Genomic DNA, 18,073 nt, shown 5'->3' on the forward strand with positions numbered 1-18,073 from the left:
TTACTGCTTGTTCTCTCTCAAAGCATCCAGCTTCATCTGAACAATGTTCTGATAGACGCTTCTCCCACCACTCAATTTATCGATTGCTTGTTGATAAGCAATGCGTGCTTCTGTTATTTTCCCAGACGCAGTCAGGATATCCCCTTTCAAATCAGCATAAAGCCCATCAAAAGATTTCCCATGCTGAGCATTCAGCAAACTCAAAGCCTCTTCATATTTTTTCTCATCCAACAAGATGCCAGCTAGGCGCAAGCGCGCAATATCCTTTAGCTCTGGTTCCTTACTCATATCGAGAACCCATTGCAGTTTACTTTTAGCTGTTTGACTATCACCAGCATTTACATTTACCTGCGCAGCAATGAGTGCTGCGCGTGAAGCATACCCGCTGGCAGGAAAGCCTTCTGTCAACAAATGTGCGGCGTCATTAATCTTTCCAGGATCACTACCCTTCTCAACTTGCTGTTGTAAGACAACAAATAAATCAGCAGCCTGCTGCGCTTGCTGTTTTTGATAATAGTTCCATGCCTGCGTCCCGACTATCGCGGCAATAACGGTCGTCACCATGATAATCACTGTGTTACCATGCGTCGCCCACCAAGATTTTAGCCCATCTATTTTTTCCTGTTCTTCCAGATTATAAGCTGCCATTTTTCTTTGTCTGTCTAGATAATTAACGATTAAATTCGTTTGAGTAGCGGACCAGCTTCCACCAACCCCACTCTCACCTGCTCAGCTGCCTCACGCAATGGTTTGATACTCACTTCACCTTCTTCTGCTTCATCATCACCAATAATGACGGCAAAACGAGCACCACTGACATCTGCCTTTTTCATTTGTGATTTGAAACTCCCACCACTGCAATGCAAAATGGCATTTAATCCTTCATTCCGAAACCATTCTGCTGCTTTCCAGGCAAAACCCGCTGCGATCTCTCCCTGATGAACAACATAAATATCTACAGTGGGGCTTGGAATTTCAATTTCACTTTCGCTCATCAAAGTAAGAATTCGTTCAATCCCCATTGCAAACCCACAGGCAGGTGCTGGCTTACCACCCATTTGCGCGATTAGGCCATCATAACGCCCTCCGGCGCATATTGTCCCTTGGGCGCCCAGCTTATCGGTTACCCACTCGAATACAGTACGATTGTAATAGTCCAATCCCCTCACCAGGCGGGGATTTATCTCAAAATCAATACCTTGCTCATGTAACAGGTGTTGCAACGCTTCAAAATGTTGAAGTGAATCCTCATCCAGATCATCCAATAACCGGGGTGCTCCAGCCAGAATTTCACGCATAAGCGGATTTTTACTATCGAGAATGCGTAGTGGATTGCTATGCAAGCGCCTGCGAGCATCTTCATCCAGATCATCCTGATGCCGCTCAAAATACTTAATAAGCCTCGATCGATAAATGGCACGCGATTCGGTACTTCCAAGCGTACTAATTTCCAGACGTACACCTGAAATACCCAACTGACGCCAAAGTCGTGCACCCATAATAATCAGCTCTGCATCAATATCAGCGTCTGAATAGCCAAGTGCCTCTACGCCAACTTGATGAAATTGCCGGTAACGCCCTTTTTGTGGGCGTTCATGACGAAACATCGGCCCATAGTAATACAATCTCTGTGGTCCTGCATAAAGCAGATTATGCTCAAGCACCGCCCGCACACAGGCAGCAGTTCCTTCTGGCCGCAATGTCAGGCTGTCTCCATTAAGATGGTCCTCAAACGTGTACATCTCTTTTTCGACAATATCAGTCACTGCACCAATCGAACGTATGAATAAATCAGTTTGTTCAACGATGGGAGTACGAATATTACGGTAACCATAGCTTGCCAGCCAAGCGCGTACGGTATCCTCGAAAAACTCCCAACGATGCGTTTCCTCCGGCAGGATATCGTTCATCCCCCGAATAGCCTGAATCATATTAGACATGAATTGATTTTTTTGGGTATTTGGTGCGCACATATTCATCAACGATGCGACGAAACTCACCTGCGATGTTATCTCCTTTCAGAGTAACCGTTTTTTGTCCATCCACAAAAACGGGTGCCACTGGATTTTCTCCTGAGCCAGGTAAGCTAATACCTATATTGGCGTGCTTGCTCTCTCCCGGGCCATTGACCACACACCCCATCACCGCGAGCGTCATGTTTTCTACTCCATCGTATTGCTCACGCCAACTGACCATTTGCTCTCGTACATAAGCCTGGATACTTTCAGCTAACTCCTGAAAATAAGTACTCGTCGTTCGCCCGCAGCCTGGGCATGCTGCCACAAGTGGAACAAATGCCCGCAAACCCATGGTCTGAAGGATTTCCTGCGCCACGATAACTTCACGTGCACGATCTCCTCCAGGCTCAGGAGTCAGGGATATCCGTATAGTATCGCCTATACCTTCAAACAACAGTACTGACAATGCCGCAGTCGATGCAACGATCCCCTTTGATCCCATTCCCGCTTCTGTCAGCCCCAAGTGCAACGCATAATCACATTGGGCCGCCAGCTCGCGATAGACTCCTATCAAATCTTGTACACCGCTTACCTTGCAAGACAATACGATGTGATCTCGAGGAAGTCCAAGCTCTTCCGCTTTAGCCGCGCTCTCCAACGCAGAAGTAATAAGGGCCTTACGCATCACTTGACCAGCATCCATCGGTTCAGCCGATTTGGCATTTTCATCCATGATGCGTGCCAGCATTTCGGGATCCAAGCTGCCCCAATTTACGCCAATTCGTACAGGCTTATCATATTTACAAGCTGTCTCGATCAGCGTAGCAAACTGCTCATCACGCTTCTTGCCATGACCTACATTGCCCGGATTGATGCGATATTTGTCTAATGCTTTGGCACAATCCGGATAAGCTGTCAATAATTTGTGACCATTAAAATGAAAATCACCCACCAATGGCACATGACAGCCCATATCGTCCAATCTTGCACGAATCGCTGGTACAGCTTTGGCTGCTTCCGCTGTATTGACTGTAATCCGTACCAGCTCTGAACCGGCACGGGCCAATTGGGCAACCTGTATGGCAGTAGCCACTTCATCCGCTGTGTCAGTATTAGTCATCGATTGCACAATGACAGGTGCATCACCGCCAATCGTAACGGTACCTACGCGTACACCGATACTTCTGCGTCGTGGTGAAGAAATATTGTTTTGAGACATTTCTATAAAACCTGAAAAAGAACTAAAAATTTGATGAACAAAATAAGAGACTATTCCAGTGAAAAGCGAGCCACATTATCGCCTTTTCGTGTATAAGGAGCTAGATCAATTAACCTGCTATTGTACGTAAGATTAACGCCAGTAGCATTACCAATCACCAAATAAAGAGGAGGTATCCCTTTTATCACTTGCTCCGTACCTTTGGCATTCATTTTGACAAAGATAACTTTTTTATTGCTGTCTCTTATTTCAACCCATGACTCTTTGGAAAAAATAAAATGCAGTGTTTTTTCGTTACTCTCCACAGCCTCAGTCACAACAGGCTCAGCCACAGGAGGCGTGACTGGAGCAAGCCCAATTTCTGAGGATCTCTTCCCTGGGGGTTCTAACGTATCTACACTGCGTGAAGGAGTTGAAGGTGTCTGCGGCAGCAATAATTCCCTTGTGATCTGACCATTTTCAGCTTGTGAATCAGATGAAGCAGATGCATCAATACTATTCTTTATGGCTGCCTTCTGACCCCAATCTCCACCCTGATATACGCCGTAACCTAGCAAAGCCAGAATTAAGACCACAGTCAAAAACAATATACCACGCCCCCCGCCATCTCGCTTCGACGGAATCAGTGGAATCGTTTTTACCTGCTTTGCAGAACCTTGATGAGCAAGTGCTGGAGTAGATTGAGTTAATAAACGAAGCAACGAATTCGTATCAAGTTGGAGCAAGTTACCATAATTTCGAATGAAACCCCGAAGAAATGTGCTGGAAGGAAATTTACTATAATCTTCTTCCTCTATCGCATTGATTTGTTGCACTGACAATCGTAATCGCCTCGCCACCTCCCCCACACTCAAACCGCGTTTTAGTCTTTCAACGCGTAATAACTGCCCGCATCCAGTTACTGTATTAAACTTTTCTCCTGAATTTGTTCCGTGATCAGCAAACTTCTTATTAGGCGCATCTATCCCACTTTCACGAGCATCAAGCTGAGCGGGTATACTTTGGCGAATACCGCCATCAGAAGAAATGACCTCTTCTAGGCTAGTATCAAATACTTTTTGCTTCTCTTCATCACTATTATTCATGATTTAATCTGCCTTCCCGCAGGGCTATCGCCTCATTGGAATCAGGAAAACGCCTTTGTAACTGAAAAGCATAACTCGCCTCAGCCTGATGATCTCCAATTGCATGTTCAATTTGAATGGCCAACCATAAACTTTCCGACGTAAGTGGATAAGTTTGCATATAGGAAATAATGTTTGATTTAGCTGTTTTGAGATCACCACGCTTGAAATCAATCTCGATTAACCCAAGGACTGCCAGTGGATAGTTGGGACGAATTACCAGGGCTTTTTGAAAGAACGCTTTAGCTTGTGCAAATTCATCACGTTTAAGCACACAAATTCCTGCATTCGAATATGTTTTTTCAGGCATTTCGTAAAGTGGATTTCTTATTGCACTCATAAAATGATCCACTGCCAAATCCATCTCTTCAGGATGGCGCTGGCAAAGAAACCAACCAAAATTATTGTGTACGTCAGAATCGCTCGGAGCTATTTTAAGTGCACGCTCAAAATTCCAGCGCGCACGTCCATTTTCGCGCAAATTCATATACACCAACCCAAGTACATTATAAGCAGGTGCATAATCCGGGTTTGCTCGCAATGCAATTTCAGCTTCCTCTATGGCTACTCTATACTGATTACGATTGTAATATTGCCCAGCGAGTTCTGTATGAATTTTTGCGCTTTGTTGAGCTCTCTTTCTTGTTTCTTCTGAAGCCTGCCCCATCTCTTTAACAGATAGCTGAGTACATCCTGTGACCACCCCAACAAACATTCCTAGTAAACCGGCCAGCGCCTTTTTCATCCAGCTACCTTCGTGATACTGCGACTTGCTCGTCGGGTTTTATCCAGCACCTGACCAGCCAATTGACCGCAAGCTGCATCGATATCGTCACCTCGTGTTTTACGCACTGTCGTAACGATCCCTGCTTGCATCAACACATCACGAAAAATTCGTATCGTTTCTAATGAGGAGCGCTTATAACCTGATCCAATAAATGAATTAAACGGAATTAAATTCAATTTACAAGGAATTTTTTTCACCAGTTGCACTAACTCATGAGCATGTTCAATACTGTCATTTACACCGTCAAGCATGACATATTCGAATGTAATGAAATCTCTAGGCGCAGCTTGGAGATAACGCTCACATGCAGCCAACAACATTTTGATTGGATATTTCTTATTAATCGGTACTAACTGATCGCGCAAGGGATCATTCGGTGCATGCAAAGAAACTGCCAACGCAACGGGGCAGCGCTCGCGCAACCGATCCATCGCAGGCACCAGGCCGGAAGTACTGACAGTTACTTTTCGCCTGGATAAGCCATAAGTGTTATCATCCAGCATCAAGTCCAGCGCAGTTACGACATTCTCAAAATTAGCCAACGGCTCACCCATACCCATCAGCACGACATTGCTGATGGCCCGGCCAGCATCTTTTTTCTGATCGTGCGCCCTACCATGGATAGAACTTTCTGAGACAAAACAAGCTTCATGAGCTTTTTCAGTTTTGAGCATCTTGTTTGCCCACCACAACTGACCAATGATTTCTGCAACTGTCAAATTACGATTAAACCCCTGCCTGCCCGTTGAACAGAAACTGCATGCGAGGGCGCACCCCACCTGACTGGAAATGCACAGTGTGCCACGATTAACTTCAGGAATGAAAACCATCTCCACAGCATTTCCAGCACCCGTTGACAACAACCATTTACGAGTACCATCTGCAGCAATATGGTCACTAATAACCTCAGGCGATTGAATAATGGCGAGAGCAGCGAGTTTCTCCCGGAATGCTTTTGCCAGATCACTCATTTCAGAAAAATCTGACATGCCTAGTTGATGTATCCAGCGCAGCAATTGTTTCGCACGATATGGTTTTTCTCCAATATCTATGCAGAAACGCGTGAGACCAGCTGAATCCAAATCAAGTAAATTAATAGCCATATTCATACGCAAGCAACCATCGCTGCAAACTATTTTTAGCGTGAATAAATATCTAATGTAGGGAAAAAGCAGGCAATTTCCACTGCCGCCGTCTCGGCTGCATCCGAGCCATGTACTGCATTCGCATCGATATTTTCTGCGAAATCAGCACGGATAGTCCCTTTCTCAGCTTTTTGGGGATCTGTTGCTCCCATCAATTCTCGATTCTTGCTGATAGCGTTTTCTCCTTCCAGTACCTGAACCATGACAGGTCCAGAAGTCATAAATTCCACCAGATCATTAAAAAAAGGACGCCCACGATGAATTGCATAGAAAGTTTCAGCTTCCATTCTGGACAAACGTGTCATACGTGCAGCTATAATTTTTAACCCCGCCTGTTCAAATCTCGAATAAATCTGGCCAATAACATTCTTTGCTACTGCGTCCGGTTTAATAATCGACAACGTTCTTTCGACAGCCATTCAACACCCCACAAAATTAATAGATCAAAATAAAGGGTTATTCTAACAAAAAATATATACAGATTCTGAAAAAGAGCGCTTAAGACAAGATGTTATGATTAACCAAATTAGCTGGTACAATCAATTCAACTGCTTAATGTTTACATTTTACTTTATAGCACTTTAGTATTGACAGCTTCATAACTAGACAAGGATAATGTCATGGCTCTCAAAAGAAAACGCTTTTGATTGCTCAGAATGAATTAACTATTTTAAACCTCGTATTTTCCTAAATTTTATTATCTGAGTATCAGATACATTCATAGTGTTTTTTCCGTCATACCCACCCTTGATTTAAGCATCCACGATAAGATCTCTAAACTAAAAGCCTCTCTGACCCCATAAGATTCAAACATGTTTTTTCAACTTTTTGCATGCAATTCTGTCACGGAACTTGGTTTATGAATATTCAGGAACTCATTCGGCAACGGGGCAGAGAAAATTTCACCTTACACGATCTGTATCTTAACAGTCAGATGGTGAAAGTGTTAAAAACAATAGGCTTTGATCGTCATTATGTAAAGGCTGAAGGAGCTTATCTTTTTGACGATCAAGGCAATCGCTATCTTGATTTACTAAGCGGCTTCGGAGTATTCGCATTAGGACGCAATCATCCGCAAATCGCCCAAGTACTTAAAGATGTACTCAGTGCAGATCTTCCCAATTTGGTGCAACTGGATGTCTCCTTGTTGTCTGGTATGTTAGCAGAAAAGCTGGTAGCCATTAGTCCAGAAGGTCTGGAGCGCGTTTTCTTTGCTAACTCTGGAACAGAAACGGTCGAAGCAGCGATCAAATTCAGCCGTTATGCTACAGGTAAATCCAAAATTGTTTACTGCCGGGGAGGGTATCATGGTCTTAGTCTTGGTTCACTTTCTGCTACCGGGGATTCCCATTACAAACAAGGATTTGGCCCACTCGTGCCAGACTTTATTGAAGTACCTTTTGGAGATCTTGCCGCTTTGGAAAAAGCGCTCTCCCAGAAAGATGTAGCTGCCTTTATAACCGAGCCGATACAAGGGCATGGCGTCTGGATACCAGATGATCATTACTTACCGCAAGCTGCTGAGCTAACTCGGCGCTATGAGGCATTATTTATCGCAGATGAAGTACAAACGGGACTGGGACGTACTGGTAAATGGTGGGCTGTAGAACACTGGTCAGTCGTACCAGATATACTCTGCATGGCAAAAGCGCTATCGGGAGGATTCGTTCCTGTCGGCGCACTGGTCTGCAAGGAATGGATTTTTGATCGTGTTTTCAATCGTATGGACCGCGCCGTCGTTCATGGCAGCACTTTCGGCAAAAGTAACCTTGCCATGGCCGCTGGATTGGCCACCCTGGAAGTACTGGAATCAGAAAATCTGATCGAAAAATCTGCTCAATCCGGGCAAGCTATTGTCGATGCACTGCAACCCCTTGTCGGAGAATATGAATGCCTGAAGGAAATTCGAGGAAAAGGCATGATGATTGCCTTAGAATTTACTGAACCCCAAAGCCTGTCTCTTAGGATGTCCTGGAAAATGTTAGAAGCGGCTAACAAGGGATTATTCTCGCAAATGATTACCGTCCCCTTATTTTCCCGGCATCGCATTCTGTCCCAGGTAGCAGGGCATGGCATGAATATTGTCAAGTTTATTCCACCACTCATACTTACAGAATCCGATATCAAGTGGATAGTAGATGCGACCAAAGCTGTTATCCGTGATGCACATCGTGGTCCTGCTGCAGTTTGGGATTTAGGTAAAACGCTTGCAACTAAGGCTCTGCGAATAAAAGCCGGTACTTAACAATTTTTAAAGAAAACTATAAAAAGCATTCCATGGTAGAGCATGGTATGTAGAGCCCCCCCCCCCCTTTGAGCTAAGCGCTGAACGCTACATGTTTCCATAAGCACTTCCCTTTGCTTTCTTTATCGATATTCTCAAGCTGCCGCTCGTGCAATTCAAGTTCTTTGTCATTGGCAGGCAATACTGTCAAATGCAGATTTTCCACGATGATTGCTGTATCAAACGATAATGGCGCGATATCCAAATCCATTAACAAACTTTCTTGCCCTCTGGTCATGGCTAAATAGACCTCGGCTAGAAGCTCCGCATCCAGTAATGCGCCATGTAAGGTACGCCTCGAATTATCAATCTGATAACGCTCGCACAACGCATCCAAATTATTGCGCTTACCGGGGTGAATCTCTTTGGCAATAATGAGAGTATCAGTAATCTCGGTACAGTAATTTTTTAGTGGCTGTAACCTGATCAACCCTAATTCATGATCAAGAAACCCTACATCAAAAGGCGCATTATGGATAAGAAGCTCTGCACCTTCAATAAAATCTAGAAATGCCGCACAAATATCACGGAATTTTTGCTTATCTTGCAGAAACTCAGTGGTCAGACCATGTATTTGCAACGCACTTGCTTCGCTTTCTCGCTCGGGATTTAGATAGTAATGAAAATGACGGCCTGTCAATTGCCGGTTACACATTTCAACAGCGGCTATTTCAACAATTCGATGGCCCAATTTGGGATCTAAACCGGTTGTTTCGGTATCAAGAAAAATTTGCCGCATCAATTACTCACCCTTTCGCCTGAGTTTCCTTTTCTTGTGGTCACTGATTCCACTCCCTGGTTAGCCAGTTCATCTGCTCGCTCATTTCCATCATGTCCCGCATGCCCCCGCACCCAACACCATTCAATTTGATATTGCTGTGACAATTGATCGAGCTCTCTCCACAATTCTTCATTTTTGACTGGTTTCCTATCAGCAGTACGCCAACCCCGATTTTTCCAAGCATGTATCCACTCACTGATACCTTTCTGCACATACTGAGAATCAGTATGGAGTTGTATTTCGCAAGATTGCCTTGGAACTGGCAGTGATGCTAACGCCTGCAATGCACGAATTGCTGCGATCAATTCCATCCGATTATTAGTCGTCATTGCTTCACCACCAAATAATTCCCATGTACTTCCTTGGTATTTCAGCAAAGCACCCCATCCACCTACGCCCGGGTTTCCCTTGCAGGCACCATCCGTAAATATCTCCACCACGCATGTAGCATCTTGCATATTTATCAGTTCTTTGTATTTTATTTTATGATTGGTTGTCGAGCGTGATTACGCTCTTTTACAATGTCTTTGAATTTCTGGGTCGCAGGCACAATTTTTCTTTTGGTAGACAAACTATTTTCCCAGCAAGGTTTAATAATACGCATGCCATGGATTTGCTTAATCGCGTGTAAGAAATAAACGCCACCGGAAATCGGCCACCAACGATCTCCTGCGGCCTCCATAAAATGAAAATGCTTTATCCATTTCTCTTTACCGAAAGGAGGCGCATAGCAGCCGAGTCGCCCTCCAACAATCTCGAAATCGAGCAGCTTCAACCAATCCTTGAGACGAGGTAATGCGATGAATTGGCCGCACCAGGGAAATTCATTTCTTGCTGTCTTCCAATACCGATTCATTCCCCAAAGGCTGAAGGGATTAAAACCGCTGATCACGACATGACCCTCTGGCATCAAAACACGATGTACTTCGCGAAGAATCTGATGTGGATTAGAATTGAATTCCAATATATGAGGTAACAATACCAAATCCATACTGCCACTTTCGATAGGCAGGAAATCAGGTAACGCATAGAAGGATGCACCCGGGCTGATGCCAAGACGAAACCGAAAAGGGATACGATTAGTACGTAAAAAATTCAACTGAGGAAATCCAATTTGCAAAGCGTTATAACCAAAAATATTGATAACTGCTTGATCAAAATAGCTTTGCTCCTCCCCAAGCAAATATTGGCCTAGCGAAGTCTCAAACCATTGCTGCATAGCCTGAGCATGCACGGAGAGAGTCATGATGCTGTTAGTGCTCAGCCTTATCATAAATATATTTTTACTAAACCGAGAAAAAACATCATGCTCAATATTTACCCTGTTCGCGCCTTTAAAGACAATTATATCTGGGTAATTCACGACCAGCATTATGCTGCCATTGTCCACCCAGGAAGCGCAACACCAGTATTAGCTTATCTTCAGCAGCAGAAATTGCAACCCATCGCCATTCTCAATACACACCACCATAACGATCATACTGGCGGCAATGTTACATTATCGCAAGCATATTCTCTGCCAGTATATGGCCCTGCAAATGAAAACATTCCTGGGCTTACGCATGGCCTCAAAGAAAGTGATATTGTTCATCTCTCGGAGTTATCACTTGATCTGGTCGTATTGGATATACCCGGTCATACAGCAGGACATATTGCTTATTATGGTGAAAAATCATTGTTTTGTGGCGACACCCTATTTGCCTGTGGCTGTGGCCGCATCTTCGAAGGCAGTGCACAACAGATGTATGCCTCACTTCAGAAACTAGCCAGCCTGCCTGATGAAACCCTTGTCTACTGCACGCATGAGTACACCTTGTCCAATGTCCGATTTGCAAAGGCTATCGATCCCAACAATCCAATCTTAGCACTACGCGCAATCGAAATAGAAGAACAAAGAAAGCGCGATATGCCAACGCTTCCCGCAATATTAGCCATCGAAAAAGCGACGAATCCTTTTTTGCGATGCAACCAGTTAGCAATCATTCATGCTGCTAGCCAGCATTCAGGCAAAACACTGTCAGACCCCCTCAGTGTTTTTACAGAAATTCGCAAATGGAAAGATATCTACTAAATCAAATTTCCGAAATTTACTTTTCTATACTCCCCTAAATCGAAGTAAGCGAAAAAAGAGTCTGCTAAATTGATATGCAATTAAACTGCACAACCATCCGTCCCACAACCTACAGATTCAGCCTCATTCTGCTTGCTTAGAGCAGACTGTAGCTGTTCGGTTTCATCGACCTCTTCTGCAAGCAAAGTACCTATTGATACACCCAATATAAAATCACTGACATGACCAAATTTATGCATACGCAGATGACCAGTCTTATCGATCAGAATAGTCGTGGGTGTGCCTTGCATCTGATAAGTCATCATGGTATGCGGAATGACATGCTGATCATTCGGCTTATCGATCCCAATCGGAAAACGCAATCGATACTCATAAGCAAATACTTCAAGTGCTTCACGACCCATTACTGAATGATGCTCAAAGACCGTATGGAGGCCAATCACGGCAACTTGATCTGAATTGAATTCTTCGAATATCCTTTGCGTCTGAGGAATACCAACTTGCACACAGCCTGGGCACAGCATCTGAAAAGCATGGAGTAATACAACCTTACCGCGCAATGATGCTAATGTAATAGGTTGAGGGGTATTAAGCCAACTGACTGTCTGGAGTTCTGGCGCTAAAATTTTTCCATTTGCTTGATTAGTTTTCATTAATTAACTACCTTTTGTTTTAGAAACTGCATATTATTATAATTTTAAATCAAAATTTACTTTGTCGACTTCCTCTTGCCATATTGTTAATACTGTTAACGAACTTGCCTTTACCTCATTTCTGATTGGAGATAATGGAATTAGGAAGCAACAACATGAACACAAGCGAGTTGCATGAAATCTCTTTAAATTTTATTAAAAAAGAAAGGGCAAGTTATTCTGCACCGAGAAGCGCTGAGAATAAAATGCCCCCTCTTTCTAAAACTTTGAGAGGATTATTGCAGCAAGCCTTTTCTCCTGCTCATCACTTTATCAGGTTGCTTTACTTACTTTCCAGGTTTGCCAGCACGCAATACGGGGTAGTATTGGGTAAACACGTTGTCTTCAGCGGCATTTTCTTTATGACAAGTATTGCAAGATTCATCAGTTTGTGGGGCTGCGCTCTTGCTTTCATAGCTTTCAAAACCAAAGTATGCCCAGTTATTAGGTCGATCAGCAAAACGCTTGGAATCCTTGACTGTAGCAGCTATGCCGAGGTATTCTCCCTGAAAGTAACCATTGCCACTGGCTGCTTCCTCGGCACCGACACTAACCAATTCTTTAACAATAATTGTACCATCACGAAATTTTCCAGTTTGCTTCCAGTGTGCCCAGCTAACAGGGTCAATGTACACATTGTGAAACTCAGGGAATGCTGGATTGCCATCGTTCATATCTTTTGGTGTCACAGGTGCACCAACGAAAATCCATTCACGGTAATTTTTAGGTGTTAGCAGCTCTCCATCCTTGTTGAAATGAGCATAGGTTGTTCTGCCATGTTCATGACGATCATCATGCTGACCAGCAGTAACAGAAGTTGCCTGGCCAACTAGCAGACCAGATAACAATAATGGCGTCAAACCACCTAACAACGTTCTTTTAAACTGTGACATAATCAATCCCTAAAGTAATTAAATCAGAAGACCCAGAAAACAGCTATCAACAACGACCGCTCTCTTTTTTAATGGTAGACAGAGCTGCATACTGCGTCAAGGCAAGAATCAATTACACTTGTCATGTAAATATAAGCGATGCGCTCATGCGGTATGACAGCAATGACGCTTATGCTAGCAGCTCAAGAAATGGGGTATGCTACTTGCCCGATGGATGATTTGATTTTGAAGCAGTCACAAAACTGATTAAACTACCTGAAGACCATGTGATCTCAATGTTTGTTGCCATTGACAGGGGAATCAAGGAAGCATGGCCACGTGGTGGGCAACTTCCTTTAAAAGAAGTCATCTCTTATAACAAATTCTAGACTCTCTCCCCATGCTTCCTTGCAATACTTTGTAATTAGAAATATCTGAGAATAAATACAAACTAAATACAAACCAATAAAAAAATGACGTATCAGCCTAATTTCCCGCGGCTCGTATTGCCTTAAGATTTTCTTTGGCTTCTTCATTTCCCTGTTTCGCAGCCTTCTCAAACCATTCAATCGCTTTATTCATATCTTTAGGCACACCCTCGCCTACTAGATACATGACACCGAGGTTATTTTGCGCATCCACGTTGCCTTGTTCAGCAGCCTTGGTAAACCACTCCACTGCTTTAGCGGGATCTTGTGGAACGCCATGACCTTCGGCGTACATCAGACCCAGATTAAATTGGGCACCCGCATGCCCTTGCTCTGCAGCACGATGAAACCAGCCTGCAGCTGATTCAAGGTCATAGTCCATAATTTTTCCCGTCGCATCCCTGGATATGGCCTCTCCAGAATAGAACAAGAAACCAAGAGCAGTCTGCGCTTCGGCATCGCCCGCTTCCGCATCCTGGCGTAATTTTAGAAATCGTTCTTCAGGTGATAATCCATCATCCGCCATTGGCATGATTTTTTTCAGCAAATCAGCCTTTTGTTCCGGAGTTAATCCTTCTTCAAATACGGAAGGCAATTCATTGATGGCAGTGATCTCATCCGGGAATCTCGTTGAAGATTCATCTGTTCCAGGGGATGTACCTTCACCGCAGCCAGCAAGCAGTAATAAAGCAATTAATGTAAAAGCACGCGTATTCATCTAGTAGTTTTGCCCTTCTTATCGGCAGGTAAAAATTTAATGAAAATTATACCATTTTGGTTGTACTACAGTCAGATAAACCATCAAACTCAAGCTGATAAATCAATAAGAAATTCATAAGATTATTACTCAGAATAATCTCTATTTGGCACCTGCTTTTTGAAGTAATTCAATGACACCCTTATGATCATATTTTTTAGCCAGCAATAATGCAGTCGCACCATTTTCTGCCTTAGTATTAATTTCCGCACCCACAGCAAGTAGCGTCATTGTCACTCCTTGATGGCCATTTTGTGCGGCTAGCATCAGCGCAGTTGCACCATTTTTTGCTTGGCTATTAACATTGGCGTTTGCTTGCAGCAAATACTGGACAACGATTTGGTTACCCACTTGCGATGCAAACATAAGTGCTGTAACACCTTCATTTGTAGCGGCATTGACATCAACACCCGTTTCGAGCAATAAGCGTACTATCTCCAGGTGATTTCTTTGCGACGCTAACATCAATGCTGTCATTCCATTGTCGGTAACCGCGTTTATATCTGCATCAGCAGCAAGTAATGCCTGCGCGATACCTAGGCGGTTATCCTGCGCAGCCAATATAAACACAGTCCGGCCATTTTTTGCCTTCACATTTGCGTCTACTCCAGAGTCAAGCAAAAGCTTGACGATACTTTCGTGGCCATTCTCCACTGCACCTACCAATGCCATATTCTTATCGCGTGTTTCATAATTTTTCTCAGACATTGAAAGTAACGCTTTCACTTGGGACAAGCTGCCGCGTGTAGCTGCATTAACCAGATCATTGTTTTCTAAACCAGCCAATGCATGGTTTGTAAAATGCAGTAACCCTATCAGGACTCCTAAAGCATATAAATCAATCCTTGACCAGAGCATTTTTATTCCTCCTCTTCTATATGTATTCACTCAACTTAGTAATCAGTAGCAGATAGATCTATTTAAAATCTTCTGTTATTCACCAAAATGAATTTTAACTTTCACTGATGATAAATAATCGTTGATATTCCTTGATTGCAAAACGATCAGTCATGCCTGCAATATAATCTGCAATAGCCTGATGTCCATATTGAGAAAATTTAATCTGATATGCTGTAGGTAGTAATCGGATATCTGAGTTGAACGCATTGAATAACATTTTAATCGTATGGTGCGCCTTATTACTCATGCGTGTTACTTGAAAATGCCGATAAAGATTCTCCCGCAAAAAGCTTTTTAATTCCTGCTGCTCCTGCTTTATCTTTTCGCTGAATCCAATCAAGTATGGCGCTGATCGCACTGCATCCAGGCCATCTGGCCGCACATTTTCGATGTTGCTTTTACTTTGCAGGGTTAAATCTGTTGCTACACTATTAATCATGCCACGTATCGTTTCATGAATTAAACGTCGGCCATCAATATTCGGATAGTCTCTTTTCACCTGCCATAGGTGTCTGGAAAATATCTCTATCTTTTCCAGTTGCGACAAGGTAATAAAACCGGAACGTGAACCATCGTCCACATCATGATTATTGTACGCAATTTCATCAGCAAAATTGGCAAGCTGTGCCTCCAGTGAAGGTCTTTGGTTGATTAAAAAACGCTCTCCTACTTCACCCAGCTTTTCGGCATTTTTTCTAGAAACATGCTTGAGGATGCCTTCACGGGTTTCAAAGCACAAATTCAAACCATCAAAAGCACCGTAACGTTCTTCAAGCACATCAACTATTCTTAAAGACTGAAGATTATGCTCAAAACCACCATATTCCTTCATGCAATCATTCAAAGCATCCTGCCCTGCGTGGCCAAAAGGTGTGTGCCCTAGATCATGCGCCAGCGCTATTGCTTCAACTAAATCCTCATTCAGCTGCAAATTTCGCGCAATAGAACGTCCAATCTGGGCCACCTCCAGACTATGTGTCAAGCGAGTGCGAAACAAATCACCTTCATGGTTAACAAATACCTGTGTTTTATATTCGAGCCGACGGAAAGCTGTTGAATGAATTACCCGGTCACGATCGCGCTGAAATTCACTACGACCAGCAGGAGGTGTTTCTTTGATGAGGCGTCCGCGCGAATTAACAGATGATACTGCGTAAGGTGCCAAGTCATTCATTTGCCATACAAGTTAGCAACGTCCCTCTTAAAGTTGATGCAGGAACATCATGACTCATCATCGCCTCACCAATACGCTTCAGCAAAATAAAACGCATTCTCCCTTCTTCTACTTTTTTATCAAGCTTCATCAATCTCAAGTAATCATCTGGAGAAAGTTTTGGCGCAATGACCGGTAGCCCTGCCTTTTCAAATATACTGTGTATGCGTTCGAAATCGATTTCATTGATAAATTTTAGTTGTTTTGACAGCTCTGCAGCCATTATAATGCCCGCAGCAACCGCTTCACCGTGCAACCATACACCGTAACCCATTGCGTTTTCAATTGCATGACCAAAGGTGTGGCCAAGATTAAGCAGTGCCCGCATGCCGCTCTCACGCTCATCTGCGGCGACAATTTCCGCTTTGATCTCACAACTGCGACAAATGGCTTTACTTAGAATGTCAGCATCGCGCGCAATCAACCCAGTAATGTTCTGCTCCAACCACGTAAAAAAATCAGCATCATGTATGAGACCGTATTTGATCACTTCTGCAATGCCGGCACGCAATTCTCTGTCCGGCAAGGTATTAAGTGTTTTACTATCTGTCAGCACAACTCGTGGCTGATAAAATGCACCAATCAAATTTTTGCCAAGCGGATGGTTAATACCTGTCTTACCGCCCACTGAAGAATCCACTTGCGCGAGTAATGTAGTAGGAATTTGAATAAAAGGTACGCCTCGCAAATAAGTCGCTGCCGCAAACCCTGTCAGATCACCAATAACCCCTCCTCCCAATGCAATCAGGGTAGTTTTTCGCTCACAGCGTTGCTCCAATAAAGCATCGAAAATCAAATTTAATGTTTGCCAATTTTTATGATCCTCACCATCAGGCAAAATAATTGCAATTGAGCAGACCTCATGCCGCTCTAACGCCATACGGAATCTATCCAGATAAAGAGGGGCTACAGTAGTATTAGTTACAATCGCAACCCGTTTTTGAGGCAAATGAGGCAATATCAAATCTACCCGCTCTAATATCTCATTACCGATATGGATGGGATAACTTCGATCCTGCTTAGGAGAAAATAACGCTACCTTAACAGTCTGCATGTCATTCATATGAAGTAATCATTTTCGGGAAAAACTCACCCCTTCTGGGATTCATAATTATTTGATTGATAAGCCTTGATCGCGTTTTTTTTTCGATTTAACGCCTCAGCCCGGAGTTTTTTAAATTTGAAGAAAAGCAGTTTTCGGGCGAGCCGTTGTACGAGAGAGCGCACCCCTTGTTTTCCGCTATCTATAATGATATGCGCTGCTTCGCGATATAGAGCATCGCGTTGAGCATGAAGCTCTGTTAATCTCGCATGCAAGTCCTCTGTCTGAAGTAATGGCCTATTTTTATCAGAGCGCGTTCTTCGTTGCAATTCATCCACGGATGCACTCAAATAAACCACGATACCATGCTGTCTTAATAAAGCACGATTTTCAGCACTCAGCACTGCTCCTCCACCAGTAGCAAGCACAATATTCTCTGCTTGCACCAGCTCATGCAACACCTCCGTTTCACGTCTACGAAACCCAACCTCTCCTTCAATTTCAAAAATCAAAGGAATTTTAACGCCAGTACGCTGTTGAATCTCATGATCGGAATCGATAAACGTTTTACCCATGTAATTTGCCAGTAATTTACCAATCGTAGTTTTCCCAGCACCCATCATACCTACGAGAATAACATTCCCCTGTAAAAACTTTACATCGTGATTTTTTTTTGTAGTTGGTTTGATTAATTGCATAAGAACAATTGTAACGGAATACTTTCGCCTACGCAGAGATTCCAAACAGTCCATAAAAAAATTCATCTATTCTAATTTTTACAAATAGCCAACCCTGCTTCC

Annotated in this window: 19 protein-coding genes and 1 pseudogene; 3 read left to right on the top strand and 17 right to left on the bottom strand. The window is 43.4% G+C overall.

The window, feature by feature from the left end; genetic code table 11:
- Genes R2Q26_RS04490 through ndk form a run of 7 tightly spaced genes read right to left on the bottom strand, consistent with a single transcriptional unit; the run spans position 1 to position 6,652 of the window.
- A complete protein-coding gene (locus R2Q26_RS04490) occupies positions 1-648 on the bottom strand; it encodes a tetratricopeptide repeat protein (RefSeq protein ID WP_317535170.1) in 648 nt (215 codons plus the stop codon).
- 29 nt (positions 649-677) lie between these two features.
- The gene (hisS, locus tag R2Q26_RS04495) at positions 678-1,940 is read right to left on the bottom strand and encodes a histidine--tRNA ligase (RefSeq protein ID WP_317535171.1); all 1,263 of its coding nucleotides are present in this window, start codon (positions 1,938-1,940) and stop codon (positions 678-680) included.
- Positions 1,933-3,177 carry a flavodoxin-dependent (E)-4-hydroxy-3-methylbut-2-enyl-diphosphate synthase gene (gene ispG / locus R2Q26_RS04500; RefSeq protein ID WP_317535172.1) on the bottom strand — a complete coding sequence of 415 codons (1,245 nt, stop codon included), beginning with the start codon at positions 3,175-3,177 and terminating at the stop codon, positions 1,933-1,935. Before ispG ends, hisS begins: the two co-directional genes overlap by 8 nt.
- Positions 3,178-3,227: 50 nt before the next feature.
- Positions 3,228-4,262: a RodZ domain-containing protein gene (locus R2Q26_RS04505; RefSeq protein WP_317535173.1), complete on the bottom strand. Its 1,035-nt coding sequence runs from the start codon at positions 4,260-4,262 to the stop codon at positions 3,228-3,230.
- Entirely contained in the window at positions 4,255-5,046 is a 792-nt protein-coding gene (pilW, locus tag R2Q26_RS04510) for a type IV pilus biogenesis/stability protein PilW (RefSeq protein ID WP_317535174.1), read from the bottom strand. The genes R2Q26_RS04505 and pilW overlap by 8 nt, the downstream gene beginning before the upstream one ends.
- The gene (rlmN, locus tag R2Q26_RS04515; RefSeq protein ID WP_317535192.1) at positions 5,043-6,191 is read right to left on the bottom strand and encodes a 23S rRNA (adenine(2503)-C(2))-methyltransferase RlmN; all 1,149 of its coding nucleotides are present in this window, start codon (positions 6,189-6,191) and stop codon (positions 5,043-5,045) included. Before rlmN ends, pilW begins: the two co-directional genes overlap by 4 nt.
- 35 nt (positions 6,192-6,226) lie before the next feature.
- Positions 6,227-6,652: a nucleoside-diphosphate kinase gene (gene ndk, locus R2Q26_RS04520; protein ID WP_317535175.1), complete on the bottom strand. Its 426-nt coding sequence runs from the start codon at positions 6,650-6,652 to the stop codon at positions 6,227-6,229.
- Positions 6,653-7,092: 440 nt separating this feature from the next.
- Between ndk and R2Q26_RS04525 the strand changes: the two genes are divergently transcribed.
- Positions 7,093-8,478 (top strand): aspartate aminotransferase family protein, encoded by a 1,386-nt coding sequence (locus R2Q26_RS04525; RefSeq protein ID WP_317535176.1) that lies wholly within the window; start codon positions 7,093-7,095, stop codon positions 8,476-8,478.
- 73 nt (positions 8,479-8,551) lie between these two features.
- On the opposite strand, the gene dnaQ is transcribed toward R2Q26_RS04525, so the two are convergent.
- From dnaQ to R2Q26_RS04540, 3 genes are read right to left on the bottom strand one after another with little or no spacing between them, the layout of a single operon-like run.
- On the bottom strand, positions 8,552-9,256 hold the full coding sequence (gene dnaQ / locus R2Q26_RS04530; protein ID WP_317535177.1) for a DNA polymerase III subunit epsilon: 705 nt from the start codon (positions 9,254-9,256) through the stop codon (positions 8,552-8,554).
- Complete coding sequence (rnhA, locus tag R2Q26_RS04535; RefSeq protein ID WP_317535178.1) at positions 9,256-9,756, bottom strand: ribonuclease HI; 501 nt, start codon at positions 9,754-9,756, stop codon at positions 9,256-9,258. Before rnhA ends, dnaQ begins: the two co-directional genes overlap by 1 nt.
- Before the next feature lie 20 nt (positions 9,757-9,776).
- Positions 9,777-10,571: a class I SAM-dependent methyltransferase gene (locus R2Q26_RS04540; protein WP_317535179.1), complete on the bottom strand. Its 795-nt coding sequence runs from the start codon at positions 10,569-10,571 to the stop codon at positions 9,777-9,779.
- 33 nt (positions 10,572-10,604) lie between these two features.
- On the opposite strand from R2Q26_RS04540, the gene gloB reads away from it, so the two are divergent.
- Positions 10,605-11,369 (top strand): hydroxyacylglutathione hydrolase, encoded by a 765-nt coding sequence (gloB, locus tag R2Q26_RS04545; protein ID WP_317535180.1) that lies wholly within the window; start codon positions 10,605-10,607, stop codon positions 11,367-11,369.
- A gap of 80 nt (positions 11,370-11,449) precedes the next feature.
- Here gloB and R2Q26_RS04550 read toward each other — a convergent pair whose 3' ends face one another.
- Positions 11,450-12,022: a peroxiredoxin family protein gene (locus tag R2Q26_RS04550; RefSeq protein ID WP_090570228.1), complete on the bottom strand. Its 573-nt coding sequence runs from the start codon at positions 12,020-12,022 to the stop codon at positions 11,450-11,452.
- Between the two features lie 326 nt (positions 12,023-12,348).
- Positions 12,349-12,954 (bottom strand): cytochrome P460 family protein, encoded by a 606-nt coding sequence (locus tag R2Q26_RS04555; RefSeq protein WP_317535181.1) that lies wholly within the window; start codon positions 12,952-12,954, stop codon positions 12,349-12,351.
- A 138-nt stretch (positions 12,955-13,092) separates the two neighbouring features.
- Between R2Q26_RS04555 and R2Q26_RS04560 the strand changes: the two are divergent.
- A pseudogene (locus R2Q26_RS04560) lies at positions 13,093-13,322 on the top strand (nitroreductase family protein); the annotation flags it as partial.
- A gap of 97 nt (positions 13,323-13,419) precedes the next feature.
- On the opposite strand, the gene R2Q26_RS04565 reads toward R2Q26_RS04560, so the two are convergent.
- The 5 genes from R2Q26_RS04565 to R2Q26_RS04585 form a co-directional block, all read right to left on the bottom strand.
- Positions 13,420-14,079 (bottom strand): tetratricopeptide repeat protein, encoded by a 660-nt coding sequence (locus R2Q26_RS04565; RefSeq protein WP_090570222.1) that lies wholly within the window; start codon positions 14,077-14,079, stop codon positions 13,420-13,422.
- A 141-nt stretch (positions 14,080-14,220) separates the two neighbouring features.
- Positions 14,221-14,976: an ankyrin repeat domain-containing protein gene (locus R2Q26_RS04570; RefSeq protein ID WP_317535182.1), complete on the bottom strand. Its 756-nt coding sequence runs from the start codon at positions 14,974-14,976 to the stop codon at positions 14,221-14,223.
- Positions 14,977-15,070: 94 nt separating this feature from the next.
- Entirely contained in the window at positions 15,071-16,192 is a 1,122-nt protein-coding gene (locus R2Q26_RS04575) for a deoxyguanosinetriphosphate triphosphohydrolase (protein WP_317535183.1), read from the bottom strand.
- Positions 16,185-17,285, bottom strand: a complete 1,101-nt coding sequence (gene aroB / locus R2Q26_RS04580) for a 3-dehydroquinate synthase (protein ID WP_317535193.1) — start codon at positions 17,283-17,285, stop codon at positions 16,185-16,187. The genes R2Q26_RS04575 and aroB overlap by 8 nt, the downstream gene beginning before the upstream one ends.
- 35 nt (positions 17,286-17,320) lie before the next feature.
- Positions 17,321-17,971 carry a shikimate kinase gene (locus R2Q26_RS04585; protein WP_317535184.1) on the bottom strand — a complete coding sequence of 217 codons (651 nt, stop codon included), beginning with the start codon at positions 17,969-17,971 and terminating at the stop codon, positions 17,321-17,323.
- Between the last annotated feature and the right edge of the window lie 102 nt (positions 17,972-18,073).

The organism is Nitrosomonas sp. Is37 (assembly GCF_033063275.1).
In the GTDB taxonomy this organism is placed as follows: domain Bacteria; phylum Pseudomonadota; class Gammaproteobacteria; order Burkholderiales; family Nitrosomonadaceae; genus Nitrosomonas.